The sequence below is a fragment of the Devosia yakushimensis genome, from assembly GCF_030159855.1.
Lineage (GTDB): Bacteria > Pseudomonadota > Alphaproteobacteria > Rhizobiales > Devosiaceae > Devosia > Devosia yakushimensis.
In genome coordinates this window covers 1,285,865-1,301,380 of the sequence record NZ_BSNG01000001.1, presented here as the reverse complement: position 1 = coordinate 1,301,380, position 15,516 = coordinate 1,285,865, and the positions used below count along the sequence as shown (strand labels likewise).

The following is a 15,516-nucleotide window of genomic DNA, read 5'->3' as shown; positions in this document are numbered from 1 at the left end:
CTCATGCACCCCCTCCCACCTTCTCCCGTCAAGGGGGAGGTGCCGCGCGGTGGGCGCTGCTAGATATGGCTTCACTCTTCCTCCCCTCGCTTGGCTGCCCGCAACCGCTCGAAATAGTCCACGCGCTTCCGCAGATCGCGTTCAAAACCGCGCTCGACGGGCTCGTAAAATTTCTGCCGGCCGATCTTTTCGGGGAAATATTCCTGGCCCGAAAACGCCTCGGGCGTGTCGTGGTCATAGATATAGCCGTCGCCATAGCCGGAATTCTTCATCAGCTTGGTGGGAGCATTGAGGATGACCATGGGCGGGGTGGGCGAGCCGGTGGATTTGGCAACCGACGTCGCGCCCTTGAAGGCGGTGTAGACGGCATTGGATTTGGGCGCGAGCGCCAGATAGACGACCACCTGCGCCAGGGCCAGCTCGCCTTCGGGCGAGCCCAGCATCTGATAGGCATCGCGCCCGGCCACGGCCTGCGGCAGGGCCTGCGGGTCTGCCAGGCCGATATCTTCCACTGCCATGCGGATCAGGCGCCGGGCGAGGAACAGCGGATCTTCGCCAGCGTCGAGCATGCGGGCGAAATAGTAGAGCGCCGCATCGGGGTCGGAGCCGCGCACAGTCTTGTGCAGGGCCGAAATCAGATTGTAGTGGCCATCCTGCGCCTTGTCGTAGATCGGCGCACGGCGCTGAATGACGGTGAGCATGGTGGCGGCATCAAGGGTCTCGCCTTCCTTGGCCGAAGCCAGCACTTCCTCGACCAGGCCCAGTAGCGCGCGGCCATCGCCGTCGGCAAGGGTCAGCAGGGTATGGCGGGCTTCGGCATCGAGCGGCAGGGCCGCGCCGGTCAGCTCCTCGGCCCGGGTCACCAGCTTTTCCAGATCATCCAGCGACAGCGACTCAAAGCGCAGGACCTGGCTGCGCGACAGCAAAGCCGCGTTCAGCTCGAAGGAGGGGTTCTCGGTGGTCGCGCCGACCAGCACGACCGTGCCGTCTTCCATCACCGGCAGGAAGCCATCCTGCTGGGCGCGATTGAAGCGGTGGATTTCGTCAACGAAGAGCAGCGTGCGATGGCCGGAGAGGCGCTCGAAGCGGGCCTTTTCAAAGACCTTCTTGAGGTCGGCGACGCCGGAAAACACCGCAGAGATTTGCTCGAATGTATAGCCGATCTGGTCTGCCAATAGCCGCGCCACGGTGGTCTTGCCGGTGCCTGGCGGTCCCCACAGGATCAGCGAGCCCAACCGGCCCGAAGCGATCATGCGGCGCAGCGTCCCTTCCGGCCCGAGCAGATGGGTCTGCCCGATGACCTCATCGAGCGAGCGCGGCCGCAATTGATCGGCGAGCGGACGCGCGCGGTCGGTTTCACTGGTATCTGCGGCGAAAAGGTCAGCCATGCCTGTTGGGTCTCTATGGAAGGCTCTGCGTAAGATAGGGCGGCGGCGCGAGCAAGACAAACCGGCAGCGAATTGCCAAGCGCCGTGTTTGTTAGCATTAATGGCCGACCAAAACCTCGAGGGTATCCCAATGCTTCGTTTTGTCGCCGCGTTCCTGCTCCTCGCCACTATGGCGCTACCCGCCCATGCTCAGGCCGACTCCATCGGCGCGCCGGGCCCGATCGTCTTCGAGGATGTGGAATTTGTCCTGGCCTGGACCAGCCACCCCAGCGAGACCTATTACAAGCAGGAATATGTGCCTGCCGGCCAGACAGTTGAACAGTTCGAAGACATGTTCATGATCGACGTCATGACCGATGACATCACCCCGGAAGCCGCGGCGGCAGCGATGATAAAGAATCTCGACGCACGCAAGGGCAGTGATCCCGTGGTCAATTACGACATGATCAGGAATGACCAGACCGGTGAGATCCTCCTCGATTTCCTGCTCAGCGATTCCACCAGCGGCACCATGATCGTCGAGTGGAACGCCTATCGCTATGTGCCATTCGGCGACGGCATCGCGCTCTATGCCATCAGCCGTCGCGGCTATGGCGAGGACGGCGCCCGCGCCCTGCTCACCGGCCTCAAGGACCGGCGCCAGAATGCGATCAACGCCCTGGCGCTGATGGAACTGCCCGAACTCAGCCTCGACTAGCCACTGACGATCGAGCGAGTGACGCGCCCGTCGCGCTGCAGAATGATCTGCCAGGTGCGGGCGCGCTGGCTTGCCGTCTGCGAGAAAGCGGCCGCCGTATCCATCGCCGTGTCATTGAGCGAGAGGATCACATCATCGGGCTTGAGCCCCATCTGCTCGGCCGGCGAGCCCGCTTCGACTGCTGTGACGATGACGCCCTTGGCGTCATAGGGCAGCCCTTTCATTTCGGCGAGCGCCGCATCGATCTGGCGCACGCTGGTGCCGGCGAAACGCGAATTACCGGTGATGGTCGCGACCATGTCGTCCGAGGCGACGGGCGCGGCCTCTATGGTGAAATTGACCGTGTCGGTCTTGCCGGCGCGGACGCGTTCAAGGGCCGTCGCCTGCCCGATGGGCTTGGTGGCCAGGCGGAAATTGAAGGCGCTGGGATCATCGACCGCCATGCCGTCAACGCTCAGGATCACGTCGCCCGAGGCGAAGCCGGCTCGTTCCGCCGGGCCACCGGGGGCAACTTCGGTGATCAGCGCGCCATGGGGCGCCGCCATGCCCAGGCTCTGGGCGATATCGGAATTGACCGCCTGCATCTTGGCGCCAAACCACGGCCGCACGATCTGCCCGCCGCTAACGCCGGCCTGGGCGACCAGCTTGGCCATATTGGCCGGAATGGCAAAGCCGATACCGACCGAACCGCCGCTTTGCGAGTAAATGGCGGTGTTGATGCCCACGAGATGCCCGTCGAGGTCGACAAGCGCGCCACCCGAATTGCCGGGATTGATCGCCGCGTCGGTCTGGATGAAGAACTCATAATCCGAGCTCTCGACGCCGGTGCGGGCCAGGGCCGAAACAATGCCGCTGGTGACGGTCTGGCCGACACCGAACGGATTGCCGATCGCCAGGACGAGGTCTCCCACTTCGAGGGCATCCGAATTGGCAAAGACGATGGCGGGGAAAGTCGCGTCGCCCGGCTGGCGCACACGGAGTACGGCGAGATCGGTCTGTGCATCCTCGATGACGATGTCGACGGCAAATTCGCGCCCATCGGAAAGGGCAATGCGCACATCGGTCGCGCCCTCGATGACGTGGCGATTGGTGAGGATGACGCCGCTGGCGTCCACGATCACGCCGGAGCCAAGGGACTGGGACTCGCGCGGCCGGCTCTGGAACTGCCCACGCCCGAAAAAGCGCGAGAAGAATGGATCATTGGCAAAAGGCGAGACCGTCTGCTGCTCGATGCGCGTGGCATAGACATTGACCACCGAGGGCGAGGCAGCCTTCACCACAGGCGAAAAGCTCAGCTTGATTTCGGCATCGCTGCGCGGCACCTCTATGGTCTGAGGAGCAGCTGGCGGCGTTGCCGGCGCTGTCGTCACCTGCGCCAGGCTGGGCGCATTCCAGGGCGAAAAGGCCAACGTCCCCCCAACGGCCAGAACCGCTACGGCACAGCTTGCCAAAATCCACGAGCGCATCGACATCGAACCATCTCCGTTCACCACGCCGCCCGCTTCAGGCATCGGCGCGGGGCAAGGCAAACGCCCGGATTCTGTCACGAAAATGGCGTCACGCGACCGTCGCATTTCCGGGCCAAATAAACGTTTGCGTGAGGGGGCGCACGGCCCTATATGCAGCGCTCGTTTTCCGCATTTCTCCAGCCCCGAAAGGCAAGTCGTCCATGACCACTGAGCCGAAGCAGGTTTACCCGAATACCTCCGCGCTGATCGCGGCGGAAGCCCCGGATTTCCCGGCTTTCCTGTTTTCAGAGCGCGAGCTGCACAAGGCCACGCGGGTCTTCAAAAAGGGCTTTGACGGGCTGCTGACCTATGCGGTCAAGTGCAACCCCTCCCCCCACATCATCGCTCAGCTCCATCGCGAAGGTTTGAAGGCGTTCGACGTCGCGTCCAACACCGAAATGGAGCTGGTGCGCGACCATGCGCCGGGCGCGGTGATGCATTACAACAACCCGATCAAGAATAAGCGCGAGATCGAACGCGCTTATGAAGAGTTCGGCGTCCGCTCCTTCACCATCGACCACCCCCAGCAGCTCGACCAGCTGGCGGCCGTGGTGTCGCCCAGCCGCGACGTGGAAGTGACCACCCGCTTCAAGGCCGGCAAGGCGCTCAAATCCTATGACTTCGGCATCAAATTCGGCGTCATGGAACAAGGCGCGGCCGAAATCGTCTCGGCCGTCGACAAGATGGGCTATACGCCAAGCCTCTGCTTCCACGTGGGCAGCCAGTGCGAAGACGCCTATGCCTATGAACGGCATATCGCGGCCGCCGCCCGCATCGTCGAGGAATCCGGCATCGAGCTCAAGCGGCTCAATATCGGTGGTGGCTATCCGGCCCCCTACCCGACCAGCGAAGCGCCGCCGATGGACTATTACTTCGAGACCATCTCCACGGCAGTCGGCGACCATTTCGGCGACAAGAACAAGCCCGAGCTGATCATCGAGCCCGGCCGCGCGCTGGTGACCTCCTCGACCTCCCTGCTGCTGCGGGTAAAGCATCAGCGCGGCGGCCAGTCGGTCTATGTCAATGACGGCGCCTATGGCAGCCTGATGGAAGTCAAGTTCATGCACTTCACTCCGCCCGTCCGCGTCTGGCGCGGCCCGCGGGTGCACGACAATGACCAGGAATTCTCCGAATTCACCATCTGGGGCCCCACCTGCGACAGCTATGACGTGCTGCCCCAGGTCTTCACGCTGCCGGCCGATATCGATGAGGACGACTGGATTGAATTCGGCCTGATGGGCGCCTATACCCAGGCCTCCCTGACGCCGTTCAACGGCTTTGACCGCCGTGACCAGTACTGGGTCGATGAAGTCTATACCGGCAAGGATGTGCAGCCGGAATAGGCCGCCCAGCCATCGTCAGCACCGCTTAATCCCCGCTTCGGCGGGGATTTTTGTCTGTTCCACCAAGGAATTCGCCTACCGCCTTCGCTTTTCCACCCCGATCCTTCAAACCATATATCGGAACTGAAAATGCATACCTTTCCATCGCTGGAATCCCTCGGCCAACGCATCGTCATCATGGGGCCGACCAATGCCGGCAAGTCGACTTTGGCCGTCGCAATCGCCCGCAAACTGGGCGTTTCCGCCATTCACCTCGACCAATTCCGCCACCTGCCCGATACCGACTGGCAGGTGCGGCCCGATGCCGAGTTCCATGCCCTGCACGACGCAGCGATCCTGGAGGACGGCTGGGTCATGGAGGGCAATTATTCCGTCCTCATGCCACAGCGTTTTGCCCGGGCCACGGGGGTAATCGTCATCGACGATCACTATCTCCGCCGGTTTGCCCGCTATTTCCGGCGAACCCTGTTTGAAAAGCAGCGGGCCGGCAATCTGCCGGGCAATCGGGACAGCCTCAAATGGGAGATGGTGCGGTGGATCTGGAAGACCCGGCGCAGTGTTTCGCGCTATCATGGCTTCGCCCAGGCCACGGGTTTGCCGCAGGTATTCTGCCCCTCCCTGTCCGAGGTGCAGGCGCTGGGCCGCAGCTGGAATCTGTGAGCACACTGTTAGCATTGACGTGACATTTCGCGCGCTGCGGACAGCACATTGTTGGCGTTGAGCGCGCCGATTGCCCCACCATGTCATTCGAGCCTAAGCTGAGGGCAAACGAGGAGGAAAATCGTGCTGGGAGCGATGATGAAATCGCCGCGCCGCCGCCGGCTGGCCATGCTCATGGTCGGGCTGCTGTGCATGGGCCTGGGGCTGGCTCTGGTCTGGAGCAGTCTGACCTGATGCCGGCGACGGGATGGAACGCGCTCGGGCAATGGGGGGACGATGCGGTTCGCATCGAGCCGCTCAGCGGTGGGGTTGCCAATGACGTGTGGAGCGTGCGCGTCAAGGGTCAGGTGGCGGTCGCCCGGCTGGGCAAGCGGAGTGACGCCGATCTCGCGTGGGAGGCCGGGCTGATGCAGCATCTGGATCGGGCCGGCCTGATTGTGCCGGTGCCGATACCGACCGCAGACGGCAGATTGTTCGCCGACGGGCTGACGGTGATGCGCTATGTCGAGGGCGGACCGCCCGAGACGGCGGCGGATTGGCGCCGCGTGGCCGAAACGCTTCGCCAGGTGCATCGGCTGACGCAGAACTGGCCGCAGCGGCCGGGCTGGCGCTCATCCACCGATCTGCTGACGGCGGAGAGCGGAACCAGGATCAACCTGGCCGCAATGCCGGCGGAGGCTGTGGCGCGATGCCGGGCTGCCTGGGCGCGGCTGGCCGGGCGGCAGACCTGCGTTGTCCATGGGGATACCAACCCCCGAAACATTCGGATGACTGCAGATCGGGTTGCGCTGATCGACTGGGACGAATCCCACGTCGATGTCCCTGCCCTCGACCTGGTGTTGCCTCACAATGCCGCCGGCTTCGATACCGCAGAATCTGACATCGCCGCGCAGGCATCGGCCGCCTGGGAGGCTGCCGTCTGCTGGAAGGACGATTATTCGGTCCGGCGGCTGGCCGAGGTTCGCGCCATCTGAACAAAAAAGCGGCCGCGGAATGAACCGCGGCCGCCTTAAATCCTGAACCGAAAATCGCTTACGCGGCTTCGGACTCGTCTTCGTCACGCACCTGCACCGGGCCGCTATCGAGGCCCTTGGCATTGACGTCGCGATCGACGAACTCGATCACGGCCATGGGCGCATTGTCGCCATAGCGGAACCCGGCCTTCAGGATGCGGATATAGCCGCCCTGACGGTCCTTGTAGCGCGGGCCGAGAACGGCAAACAGCTTTGCCACCTGGCCTTCATCACGCACCTGGGCGATCGCCTGACGGCGAGCGTGCAGGTCGCCGCGCTTGCCCAGGGTGATCAGCTTTTCGACGATCGGACGCAGGTCCTTCGCCTTGGGCAGGGTAGTGACGATCTGCTCGTGCTTGATCAGCGCGGCGGACATATTGGCGAACATAGCCTTGCGGTGGCTGGCGGTTCGGCTGAGCTTGCGGCCGGAATTACCGTGGCGCATGGTTATCTCCTAAAGTGCTTGGCAGCGCGATCAATAGTGATCTTCGTAGCGCTTGGCGAGGTCATCGATATTCTCGGGTGGCCAGTTGTTGACGTCCATTCCGAGATGAAGCCCCATCTGTGCCAGGACTTCCTTGATTTCATTGAGCGACTTGCGGCCGAAATTCGGGGTCCGCAACATCTCGGCTTCCGTCTTCTGGATCAGGTCGCCGATATAAACGATGTTGTCGTTCTTGAGGCAGTTGGCCGAACGCACCGAAAGCTCGAGTTCGTCGACCTTCTTGAGCAGCGCCGGATTGAAGGCCAGTTCGGGAACGGCATCCTGTGCCTTTTCCTTGCTGGGCTCTTCGAAGTTCACGAACACCGACAGCTGGTCCTGGAGGATACGCGCAGCATAAGCCACGGCATCTTCCGGCGACACGGCGCCATTGGTCTCGACCTGCAGGGTCAGCTTGTCCTTGTCGAGGCTTTCACCCGCACGGGTGGCATCGACCTTGTAGCTGACACGGCGAACCGGGGAAAACAGCGAGTCGACCGGGATATAGCCGATCGGTGCATCTTCCGGACGGTTCTTGTCGGCAGCGACATAACCCTTGCCGGTGTCGACGGTGAATTCGATATTGATCTCGGCGCCGTCGTCGAGATGGCAGATCACCAGCTCGGGGTTCAGCACTTCGATATCACCGGTGACCTTGATGTCGCCGGCGGTCACGGCACCCGGACCCTGCTTGGTCAGGCCAAGGCGCTTGGGGCCTTCGCCGCCCATCTTCAACGCGATTTCCTTCACGTTGAGGACGAGATCGGTCATGTCTTCACGCACGCCCGGAAGCGAGGAGAATTCATGCAGGATGCCGTCAATCTGGATTGCGGTAACTGCCGCGCCCTGAAGCGACGACAGCAGCACACGACGAAGAGCGTTACCCAGGGTAAGCCCGTAACCGCGCTCAAGCGGCTCGGCAACTACCGAAGCCACGCGCGCGTTGTCGCTGCCCGAAACAATCTCCAGCTTGGTCGGCTTGATCAGTTCTTGCCAGTTCCTCTGGATCGTCACGGTAATGTCCTTTCAAAATCGCGGCTCTAGCCCGCCGCTTCGCCGCAAACGCAATAAGACTCCCGGCCCATTCAATCGGCCGGGAGCTTCTCAGACGGTCTAAATTAGACGCGGCGCCGCTTGCGCGGACGGCAACCGTTATGCGGGATCGAGGTCACGTCGCGGATCGAGGTGACGTTGAAACCGGCAGCCTGCAGGGCACGCAGAGCCGATTCACGACCCGAACCGGGACCACGAACTTCGACCTCGAGGGTCTTCATGCCATGTTCCTGCGCCTTCTTGGCAGCATCTTCAGCAGCGACCTGAGCCGCATAAGGGGTCGACTTGCGCGAACCCTTAAAGCCCATGACACCTGAGGAGGACCACGAAATCGTGTTACCCTGCATATCGGCAATGGTGATCATGGTGTTGTTGAACGAGGCATTCACGTGGGCAACACCCGACGTGATATTCTTGCGCTCCTTACGACGGACGCGCGCGACTTCAGCTTTAGCCATTTAATTCCTCTAAACGATATCAGCGCTGCCGTCAGCCAGATGGCCCCAGCAGCTACATCGAAGAACCCGATACGGGTTCTTACTTCTTCTTGCCGGCGATCGGCTTTGCCGGACCCTTGCGGGTGCGGGCATTGGTGTGGGTGCGCTGACCGCGAACCGGCAGGCCACGACGATGGCGCAGGCCACGGTAGTTGCCCAGGTCCATCAGCCGCTTGATGTTCATCGCCACATTGCGGCGAAGATCACCCTCAACCACGTAGTCGCGGTCGATGGCTTCACGGATCTGAATCACTTCGGCGTCGGTCAACTCGTTGACACGGCGCTCGGCAGGGATGCCGACTTTTTCAGTGATATCCTTGGCGAACTTCTCGCCAATCCCGTGGATATACTGCAGCGCAATGATTACGCGCTTATTGGTCGGGATATTGACGCCAGCAATACGAGCCACGTCTGCTCTCCTTCATTCAACACGGGTTACCATCAGGGGGCCGTGCCGTTAAACAACAAGGGACCGGATTTCGACCCCCAACATTTGGAGAACCGAATCCAGCCCAATAATCCATGAGACTGACGCGGTTCTTTAAGGACTAGATTCGGCAGAGTCAACTGCCAAACCCCTGCCCTGTTCTCAGGCTGTGATCGCGGACTTGATCGCAGCCGTGACTTTTTCGACCGGCTCCATGCCGTCGACGGTCTTGAGCAGGCCGCTATCGCCATAATAGGCGACCAGCGGGGCGGTCTGCTCCTTGTAAACATCGAGGCGCTTGCGCAGCACTTCCTCATTGTCGTCACTACGGGCAACGCCGCTTTCCTTGCTGCGCTGGATCACCCGGCGCACCAATTCATCGGCATCGGCCTTGATTTCGATAACGGCATCGAGCTTGACGCCCTTCTCGATCAGCATCTGATCGAGCGCCTCGGCCTGCGCAATGGTGCGCGGGAAGCCATCGAGGATGAAGCCAGGCTTGCAGTCCTCGGCATCGAGCCGTTCGGAGACGATACCATTGACGATGACGTCACTGACCAGGTCGCCGCGATCGACGATAGCCTTGGCTTCGAGACCCAGCGGGGTCTTGGCCGCAATGGCCGAGCGCAGGATATCGCCGGTCGAGAGCTGGGGAATACCATAGGCCTCGACCAGGATCTTGGCCTGAGTACCCTTCCCCGCTCCCGGCGGTCCGAGCAGAATGAGCCTCATCGACGCTTACCTCCCCCAAGACGGGACTTCTTGACGAGCCCCTCATATTGCTGCGCGATCAGGTGGCTCTGAATCTGGCTGACCGTATCGAGCGTCACCGTCACCATGATCAGCAGCGAGGTGCCGCCGATGAACTGGCTGACCGCCAGCTGGTTATGGATGATCTCTGGAATCAGCGCCACCACAGTAAGATAGAGCGCACCGATAACAGTGATACGGGTCAACACATAGTCGATATGTGCCGCCGTCCGTTCGCCCGGACGAATGCCTGGAATAAAGCCGCCAGACCGCTTGAGGTTGTCTGCCGTCTCGGTCGGATTGAACACGATGGCCGTATAGAAGAAGGCGAAGAAGATGATGAAGAAGGCGAACAGCGCCAGATAGAGCGGCTGGCCACGGCCCAGCATCGCCGTCACTGTCTGCAGCCAGACCGGCGCATTGCCCTGCGCCGCAAAGGACGCAATGGTGGCCGGCAGCAGCAACAGCGAGGAGCCGAAGATCACCGGAATAACGCCCGACGTGTTCAGCTTGAGCGGCAGATGCGAGCTTTCGCCCTGGAACATCTTATTGCCGACCTGGCGCTTGGGATACTGGATCAGCAGGCGTCGCTGGGCGCGTTCGAAGAACACGATGCCGGCGATGACCACGATGGACAGGATCACGATGCCGAAGGCAGCCAGCGGCGGCAGCGCACCGGTGCGGCTCAGCTCGAGCGTCTGCACAATGGTGGTGGGCAGATTGGCCACGATACCGGCAAAGATGATCAGCGAAATACCATTGCCGACGCCGCGCGAGGTGATCTGCTCACCCAGCCACATCAGGAACATGGTGCCGCCGACCAGCGTGATGACGGTCGAAATGCGGAAGAACCAGCCCGGATTGAGCACGACGCCCTGGCTCGCTTCGAGGCCCACGGCAATGCCATAGGCCTGCACGGCGCAGAACACGACCGCGAGATAGCGGGTATACTGGTTCATCTTGCGACGACCGGCCTCACCCTCCTTCTTGAGGGCTTCCAGGCGCGGCGACGCGGTCGCGATGACCTGCACCACGATCGAGGCGGTAATGTATGGGATCAGGTTCAGCGCAAAGATCGCCATGCGCTCGACGGCGCCGCCGGCGAACATGTTGAACATGCCGATAATGCCCTGCTGCGACTGTTCGAACGTCGCGCGGAACGCATCGGGGTCAATGCCCGGAACCGGAATGAAAGTGCCCAGACGATAGACAAGCAGCGCGCCCAGTGTGAACCAGATGCGCTGCTGCAGGGCCTTCGCCTTCGAAAAGGTCGAAAAATTGAGATTACGTGCCAGCTGTTCGGCTGCGGACGCCATGTATCGCTCCCTATGGCTTCATGGCCAGGTGCGCCTGGCGCGTCTTCAGCGGAGGCATTGCACCCCTGCCCTACGAAAACGCGCGAAACAAAAACCAAAAGCGCCCGGCCTAGGCGACCGGACGCTCGAGGCTGAGTAGATTACTCAGCCCGCGGAGCTTTCTTCCACGGCGCCTTTGCCGCAATGATATCGACCTTGCCGCCGGCAGATTCAATAGCTGCCAGAGCGCCCTTGGTCGCATAATTGACGTTGAAGGTCACCTTCTTGGAAGTGAAACCCTCAGAGCCAATCAACCGGACGCCGTCCTTGGGGCGACGGATCACGCGGGCAGCGATCAGCGCAGCCGAGTCGATCACAGCCTTGGGGTCGAGCTTGCCAGCATCGATATAGGCCTGCAGGCGATCGATGCGGACCTCGTTCCAGTTGCCTGGATTGAGCGCATTGAAGCCACGCTTGGGCATACGCATGTGAAGGGGCATCTGGCCACCTTCAAAGCCGTTGATCGCAACGCCGGAACGCGCAGTCTGGCCCTTGCCGCCACGACCACCGGTCTTGCCCTTGCCCGAGCCGATACCGCGGCCAACGCGGATACGGACCTTGGAGGAACCGGGATTGTCGCGAAGTTCATTCAAACGGGTCATATGAGGGACCTTCTCTCTTATTCGCCGATGACGCGGACGAGATGCGGCACCTTGTTGATCATGCCACGCACTTCAGGCGTGTCGATCAGCTCGCGCTGCTTGTTCATCTTGTTGAGCCCGAGACCGATCAGGGTCGCGCGCTGGCTCTTTTCGCGGCGGATCGGGGAGCCGATCTGCTGCACGGTAATGGTCTTGTCTTTAGCCATGATAATTCTCCGTCCCTGATCGATCAGGCTTCGACGGCAGTCTCGCCGCGGCGAGCCTGCAGTTCGGAGACCTTGAGACCACGACGAGCTGCAACCGAGCGTGGGCTATCGACGCGCTTGAGCGCATCGAAGGTGGCCCGCACCATGTTGTAGGGGTTCGCGGTACCCTGCGACTTGGCAACGATGTCGTTGATGCCCAGCGTCTCGAAGACGGCGCGCATCGGACCACCGGCGATGATACCGGTACCCGGAACGGCGGCACGCAGGATGACCTTGCCGGCGCCGTGGCGGCCAGCAACGTCATGGTGCAGCGTGCGGGCATCGCGGAGCGGCACGCGGATCATCTGGCGCTTGGCCTGCTCGGTAGCCTTGCGGATTGCTTCCGGCACTTCACGGGCCTTGCCGTGACCAAAGCCAACGCGGCCCTTCTGGTCGCCGACAACCACGAGTGCGGCAAAACCGAAACGACGGCCGCCCTTGACCACCTTGGCCACGCGGTTGATGTGGACCAGGCGATCGACGAATTCGCTTTCGCGTTCTTGAACGTCTCTGCTCATAATGTTTCTTTCCTTGTCCGTGCCTTAGAACTGCAGGCCGCCCTCACGGGCAGCGTCTGCAAGGGCCTTCACACGGCCATGATAGATATACGCGCCGCGATCGAAGATGACTTCGGCAACACCGGCCTTGGTACCGCGCTCGGCGATCAGCTTGCCAATGACGGCAGCAGCTTCAGCCGAACCGCCGTTCTTGACGGTCGCCTTGACATCCTTGTCGAGGGTCGAAGCGGCGGCCAGCGTACGGCCATTCGCGTCGTCGATGATCTGAGCGTAAATATTCTTGTCCGAACGGAAAACCGACAGACGGGGACGACCGAAGGCACGAGCCTTAAGCGCCTTGCGGACACGAGCCTTGCGGCGTTCCGCACCTTTTGCACTGATAGCCATTGCAGGCGCTCCTTACTTCTTCTTGCCTTCTTTGCGGAAGACGAACTCGCCCGCATACCGCACGCCCTTGCCCTTGTAGGGTTCGGGAGCCCGCCAGGCGCGGATATCCGCAGCCACCTGGCCAACCTGCTGCTTGTCGATGCCGGTGACGACGATCTCAGTCGGAGCCGGGACAGCCAGCGTGATGCCCTTGGGGGCCTCATACACGACTTCATGGCTGAAGCCGAGCGACAGCTTGACGTCCTTGCCCTGCAGCGCAGCGCGGTAACCCACGCCCTGGATCTGCAGCTTCTTTTCGAAGCCAGCACTGACGCCGGTGACCATGTTCTGGATCAGTGCACGGGTGGTGCCCCAGGCGGCACGAGCCAGACGCGTGTCATTGGCCGGCGTCACGACGACACCGTCGGAGCCATTCTCCACATTGACCACATCCATCAGCTCGATGCTGAGTTCGCCCTTCGGGCCCTTGGCGGTGACAGTACGACCATTGATCGTGACCGTAACGCCGCTCACCGGTGCAACCGGTTTCTTGCCAGTACGTGACATTCTAGTTCAATCCTTGAGTAATCGTCTTACCGCGTCTCTTAGAAGACGCGGCAGAGTACCTCGCCACCAACATTGGCAGCCTTTGCTTCGTGGTCGGCCATCACACCCTTGGGGGTGGAGAGGATCGAGACACCCAGGCCATTGGCCACCTGCGGAATATTCTTGACGGAGGCATAAACGCGACGGCCGGGACGCGAAACGCGCTCGATCGTGCGGATAACAGCCACGTCATCCGAGTACTTCAGTTCGATTTCGTACTCGGCAGCACCGTTTTCGAACTTGGTCTCCGAATAGCCGCGGATGAAACCCTCGGACTGGAGAACGTCCAGCACACGACCACGAAGGGTCGAAGCCGGCGTCGAAACGGAATTCTTGCGGCGCATCTGCGCATTGCGGATGCGGGTCAGCATATCGCCGATCGGATCGGAAAAGCTCATCTTATGTTTCTCCTTACCAGCTCGACTTAACCAGGCCCGGGATCTGACCCAGGTTACCCAGCTGACGCAGAGCGATACGGCTCAGCTTGAGCTTGCGATAATAGCCACGCGGACGACCCGACACTTCGCAACGGTTGCGAACGCGAACCTTGGCCGAATTGCGCGGCAGTTCGGCCAGCTTGAGCTGGGCCGCAAAACGCTGGTCGATCGGGATCGACTGATCCTTGGTCAGCGCCTTGAGCGCCGCACGCTTGCCAGCATACTGCTTGGCCAGAGCGGCGCGCTTGTTGTTCTTCTCGATGGAGCTGGTCTTTGCCATGTCCTGATCCTTTTTCCCTTCCCTATCCGCTTACTGGCGGAATGGGAAGTTGAATGCCTTGAGCAGCGCGCGCGCCTCATCATCGGTCTTGGCCGTCGTGGCGATCACGATGTCCATACCCCAGACCTGATCGATCTGATCATAGTTGATCTCGGGGAAAATGATGTGTTCCTTGATGCCCATGGCATAGTTGCCACGGCCGTCAAAGGCGTTCGGGTTCAGCCCGCGGAAGTCGCGAACGCGCGGCAGTGCGATGTTCACCAGACGATCCAGGAACTCGTACATGCGCGTCTTGCGCAGCGTGACCTTCACGCCGAGCGGCATGTCTTCACGCACCTTGAAGCCGGCGATCGACTTGCGAGCATGGGTGATAACCGGCTTCTGGCCAGCAATCTTTTCCAGCTCGGCAGCAGCCGACTTGACCTTCTTGGTGTCGTTGACGGCTTCGCCAACGCCCATGTTCAGCACGATCTTGTCGAGCTTGGGCAGCTCCATAACGTTCTTGTAGGAGAACTGCTCCTGCAGAACCTTGCGGATATTTTCTTCGTACTCGGTACGAAGACGCGGAACGTAAGCTGTCTCAGCCATCGATCGAATCTCCGGTCGACTTGGCGACGCGCGTCTTCACGCCGTCCTTGATCTGGAAACCGACGCGAGTGGGCTTGCCATCCTTGTCGGCGATCGCGAGATTGGACAGATGGATCGGCGCTTCCTTGGTGAAGATGCCGGCATCGGTCGACGCGGTCTGCTTGGTGTGGCGGCGGACCAGGTTGATACCCTGGACAAGCGCCTTGGTTTCGGTCGGGATGACAGACAGGACCTGGCCGGTCTTGCCCTTGTCCTTGCCGGCCAGGACGACGACCTTGTCACCCTTTTTGATCTTAGCGGCCATTACAGCACCTCTGGTGCGAGCGAGATGATCTTCATGTGGTTCTTGGCGCGAAGCTCGCGCGGAACCGGTCCGAAGATACGGGTGCCGATCGGCTCTTTCTGATTGTTGATCAGAACCGCGGCGTTCTTGTCGAAACGGATCACCGTGCCATCGGGGCGGCGGATGTCGAACGCGGTGCGAACCACCACGGCCTTCATGACCTGACCCTTTTTCACGCGGCCGCGCGGGATAGCGTCCTTGACCGACACAACGATGATGTCGCCGACAGAAGCGTATTTGCGATGCGAGCCGCCCAGCACCTTGATGCACATGACGCGACGCGCGCCGGAATTATCCGCGACGTCGAGATTTGATTGCATCTGAATCATGACTGGATGCCTTCTTGTTAAATCAGCCCA

The 15,516-nt window shown here is 61.3% G+C and carries 22 protein-coding genes; 4 read left to right on the top strand and 18 right to left on the bottom strand.

Features of this window, described 5'->3' with window-relative positions; genetic code table 11:
* Nucleotides 1-71: 71 nt before the first annotated feature.
* On the bottom strand, nt 72-1,388 hold the full coding sequence (locus QQL79_RS06450; RefSeq protein ID WP_284389060.1) for a replication-associated recombination protein A: 1,317 nt from the start codon (nt 1,386-1,388) through the stop codon (nt 72-74).
* Nucleotides 1,389-1,518: 130 nt separating this feature from the next.
* On the opposite strand from QQL79_RS06450, the gene QQL79_RS06445 reads away from it, so the two are divergent.
* Complete coding sequence (locus tag QQL79_RS06445) at nt 1,519-2,085, top strand: HI_0983 family protein (RefSeq protein ID WP_284389058.1); 567 nt, start codon at nt 1,519-1,521, stop codon at nt 2,083-2,085.
* Here the strand turns inward: QQL79_RS06445 and QQL79_RS06440 are convergent.
* Nucleotides 2,082-3,557, bottom strand: a complete 1,476-nt coding sequence (locus tag QQL79_RS06440) for a DegQ family serine endoprotease (RefSeq protein WP_284389056.1) — start codon at nt 3,555-3,557, stop codon at nt 2,082-2,084. The genes QQL79_RS06445 and QQL79_RS06440 overlap by 4 nt on opposite strands.
* 197 nt (nt 3,558-3,754) lie before the next feature.
* Between QQL79_RS06440 and QQL79_RS06435 the strand changes: the two genes are divergently transcribed.
* The 3 genes from QQL79_RS06435 to QQL79_RS06425 all read left to right on the top strand — a co-directional run bounded on the left by QQL79_RS06435 (nt 3,755) and on the right by QQL79_RS06425 (nt 6,570).
* A complete protein-coding gene (locus tag QQL79_RS06435; RefSeq protein WP_284389054.1) occupies nt 3,755-4,936 on the top strand; it encodes a type III PLP-dependent enzyme domain-containing protein in 1,182 nt (393 codons plus the stop codon).
* A 129-nt stretch (nt 4,937-5,065) separates the two neighbouring features.
* Entirely contained in the window at nt 5,066-5,596 is a 531-nt protein-coding gene (locus tag QQL79_RS06430) for a P-loop NTPase family protein (RefSeq protein ID WP_284389052.1), read from the top strand.
* Nucleotides 5,597-5,829: 233 nt separating this feature from the next.
* On the top strand, nt 5,830-6,570 hold the full coding sequence (locus tag QQL79_RS06425) for a phosphotransferase enzyme family protein (RefSeq protein WP_284389050.1): 741 nt from the start codon (nt 5,830-5,832) through the stop codon (nt 6,568-6,570).
* Nucleotides 6,571-6,628: 58 nt separating this feature from the next.
* Here the strand turns inward: QQL79_RS06425 and rplQ are convergent, their stop codons facing one another.
* From rplQ to rplN, 16 genes are all read right to left on the bottom strand, one after another.
* Entirely contained in the window at nt 6,629-7,054 is a 426-nt protein-coding gene (rplQ, locus tag QQL79_RS06420; protein WP_284389048.1) for a 50S ribosomal protein L17, read from the bottom strand.
* A 30-nt stretch (nt 7,055-7,084) separates the two neighbouring features.
* Nucleotides 7,085-8,110 carry a DNA-directed RNA polymerase subunit alpha gene (locus tag QQL79_RS06415; protein WP_284392828.1) on the bottom strand — a complete coding sequence of 342 codons (1,026 nt, stop codon included), beginning with the start codon at nt 8,108-8,110 and terminating at the stop codon, nt 7,085-7,087.
* A 98-nt stretch (nt 8,111-8,208) separates the two neighbouring features.
* Complete coding sequence (gene rpsK / locus QQL79_RS06410; RefSeq protein WP_086469598.1) at nt 8,209-8,601, bottom strand: 30S ribosomal protein S11; 393 nt, start codon at nt 8,599-8,601, stop codon at nt 8,209-8,211.
* A 79-nt stretch (nt 8,602-8,680) separates the two neighbouring features.
* Nucleotides 8,681-9,049, bottom strand: a complete 369-nt coding sequence (rpsM, locus tag QQL79_RS06405; protein WP_284389039.1) for a 30S ribosomal protein S13 — start codon at nt 9,047-9,049, stop codon at nt 8,681-8,683.
* Nucleotides 9,050-9,229: 180 nt separating this feature from the next.
* Complete coding sequence (locus QQL79_RS06400) at nt 9,230-9,799, bottom strand: adenylate kinase (protein ID WP_284389037.1); 570 nt, start codon at nt 9,797-9,799, stop codon at nt 9,230-9,232.
* Complete coding sequence (secY, locus tag QQL79_RS06395) at nt 9,796-11,133, bottom strand: preprotein translocase subunit SecY (protein WP_284389036.1); 1,338 nt, start codon at nt 11,131-11,133, stop codon at nt 9,796-9,798. The genes QQL79_RS06400 and secY overlap by 4 nt, the downstream gene beginning before the upstream one ends.
* Nucleotides 11,134-11,273: 140 nt before the next feature.
* The gene (rplO, locus tag QQL79_RS06390; RefSeq protein WP_284389034.1) at nt 11,274-11,774 is read right to left on the bottom strand and encodes a 50S ribosomal protein L15; all 501 of its coding nucleotides are present in this window, start codon (nt 11,772-11,774) and stop codon (nt 11,274-11,276) included.
* 17 nt (nt 11,775-11,791) lie between these two features.
* Nucleotides 11,792-11,980 carry a 50S ribosomal protein L30 gene (gene rpmD, locus QQL79_RS06385; protein ID WP_284389032.1) on the bottom strand — a complete coding sequence of 63 codons (189 nt, stop codon included), beginning with the start codon at nt 11,978-11,980 and terminating at the stop codon, nt 11,792-11,794.
* A gap of 23 nt (nt 11,981-12,003) precedes the next feature.
* Nucleotides 12,004-12,537, bottom strand: a complete 534-nt coding sequence (rpsE, locus tag QQL79_RS06380; RefSeq protein ID WP_146289247.1) for a 30S ribosomal protein S5 — start codon at nt 12,535-12,537, stop codon at nt 12,004-12,006.
* 24 nt (nt 12,538-12,561) lie between these two features.
* Complete coding sequence (rplR, locus tag QQL79_RS06375; protein WP_284389024.1) at nt 12,562-12,924, bottom strand: 50S ribosomal protein L18; 363 nt, start codon at nt 12,922-12,924, stop codon at nt 12,562-12,564.
* A gap of 12 nt (nt 12,925-12,936) precedes the next feature.
* Nucleotides 12,937-13,470 (bottom strand): 50S ribosomal protein L6, encoded by a 534-nt coding sequence (gene rplF / locus QQL79_RS06370; protein ID WP_284389022.1) that lies wholly within the window; start codon nt 13,468-13,470, stop codon nt 12,937-12,939.
* Between the two features lie 38 nt (nt 13,471-13,508).
* Nucleotides 13,509-13,907, bottom strand: coding sequence for a 30S ribosomal protein S8 (gene rpsH / locus QQL79_RS06365; RefSeq protein WP_035102642.1), 399 nt, complete (start codon nt 13,905-13,907; stop codon nt 13,509-13,511).
* Between the two features lie 13 nt (nt 13,908-13,920).
* Nucleotides 13,921-14,226, bottom strand: coding sequence for a 30S ribosomal protein S14 (gene rpsN / locus QQL79_RS06360; RefSeq protein WP_284389018.1), 306 nt, complete (start codon nt 14,224-14,226; stop codon nt 13,921-13,923).
* A 30-nt stretch (nt 14,227-14,256) separates the two neighbouring features.
* Nucleotides 14,257-14,814 carry a 50S ribosomal protein L5 gene (gene rplE / locus QQL79_RS06355; protein WP_284389016.1) on the bottom strand — a complete coding sequence of 186 codons (558 nt, stop codon included), beginning with the start codon at nt 14,812-14,814 and terminating at the stop codon, nt 14,257-14,259.
* Entirely contained in the window at nt 14,807-15,118 is a 312-nt protein-coding gene (gene rplX / locus QQL79_RS06350; RefSeq protein ID WP_284389014.1) for a 50S ribosomal protein L24, read from the bottom strand. The genes rplE and rplX overlap by 8 nt, the downstream gene beginning before the upstream one ends.
* On the bottom strand, nt 15,118-15,486 hold the full coding sequence (gene rplN, locus QQL79_RS06345; protein ID WP_035102635.1) for a 50S ribosomal protein L14: 369 nt from the start codon (nt 15,484-15,486) through the stop codon (nt 15,118-15,120). Before rplN ends, rplX begins: the two co-directional genes overlap by 1 nt.
* Between the last annotated feature and the right edge of the window lie 30 nt (nt 15,487-15,516).

Coding starts and splice junctions, on each gene's coding strand:
- QQL79_RS06450 (WP_284389060.1), bottom strand. CDS start 1,388: ATGGCTGACCTTTTCGCCGCAGATACCAGTGAAACCGACCGCGCGCGT.
- QQL79_RS06445 (WP_284389058.1), top strand. CDS start 1,519: ATGCTTCGTTTTGTCGCCGCGTTCCTGCTCCTCGCCACTATGGCGCTA.
- QQL79_RS06440 (WP_284389056.1), bottom strand. CDS start 3,557: ATGTCGATGCGCTCGTGGATTTTGGCAAGCTGTGCCGTAGCGGTTCTG.
- QQL79_RS06435 (WP_284389054.1), top strand. CDS start 3,755: ATGACCACTGAGCCGAAGCAGGTTTACCCGAATACCTCCGCGCTGATC.
- QQL79_RS06430 (WP_284389052.1), top strand. CDS start 5,066: ATGCATACCTTTCCATCGCTGGAATCCCTCGGCCAACGCATCGTCATC.
- QQL79_RS06425 (WP_284389050.1), top strand. CDS start 5,830: ATGCCGGCGACGGGATGGAACGCGCTCGGGCAATGGGGGGACGATGCG.
- rplQ (WP_284389048.1), bottom strand. CDS start 7,054: ATGCGCCACGGTAATTCCGGCCGCAAGCTCAGCCGAACCGCCAGCCAC.
- rpsK (WP_086469598.1), bottom strand. CDS start 8,601: ATGGCTAAAGCTGAAGTCGCGCGCGTCCGTCGTAAGGAGCGCAAGAAT.
- QQL79_RS06400 (WP_284389037.1), bottom strand. CDS start 9,799: ATGAGGCTCATTCTGCTCGGACCGCCGGGAGCGGGGAAGGGTACTCAG.
- secY (WP_284389036.1), bottom strand. CDS start 11,133: ATGGCGTCCGCAGCCGAACAGCTGGCACGTAATCTCAATTTTTCGACC.
- rplO (WP_284389034.1), bottom strand. CDS start 11,774: ATGACCCGTTTGAATGAACTTCGCGACAATCCCGGTTCCTCCAAGGTC.
- rpmD (WP_284389032.1), bottom strand. CDS start 11,980: ATGGCTAAAGACAAGACCATTACCGTGCAGCAGATCGGCTCCCCGATC.
- rpsE (WP_146289247.1), bottom strand. CDS start 12,537: ATGAGCAGAGACGTTCAAGAACGCGAAAGCGAATTCGTCGATCGCCTG.
- rplR (WP_284389024.1), bottom strand. CDS start 12,924: ATGGCTATCAGTGCAAAAGGTGCGGAACGCCGCAAGGCTCGTGTCCGC.
- rplF (WP_284389022.1), bottom strand. CDS start 13,470: ATGTCACGTACTGGCAAGAAACCGGTTGCACCGGTGAGCGGCGTTACG.
- rpsH (WP_035102642.1), bottom strand. CDS start 13,907: ATGAGCTTTTCCGATCCGATCGGCGATATGCTGACCCGCATCCGCAAT.
- rpsN (WP_284389018.1), bottom strand. CDS start 14,226: ATGGCAAAGACCAGCTCCATCGAGAAGAACAACAAGCGCGCCGCTCTG.
- rplE (WP_284389016.1), bottom strand. CDS start 14,814: ATGGCTGAGACAGCTTACGTTCCGCGTCTTCGTACCGAGTACGAAGAA.
- rplX (WP_284389014.1), bottom strand. CDS start 15,118: ATGGCCGCTAAGATCAAAAAGGGTGACAAGGTCGTCGTCCTGGCCGGC.
- rplN (WP_035102635.1), bottom strand. CDS start 15,486: ATGATTCAGATGCAATCAAATCTCGACGTCGCGGATAATTCCGGCGCG.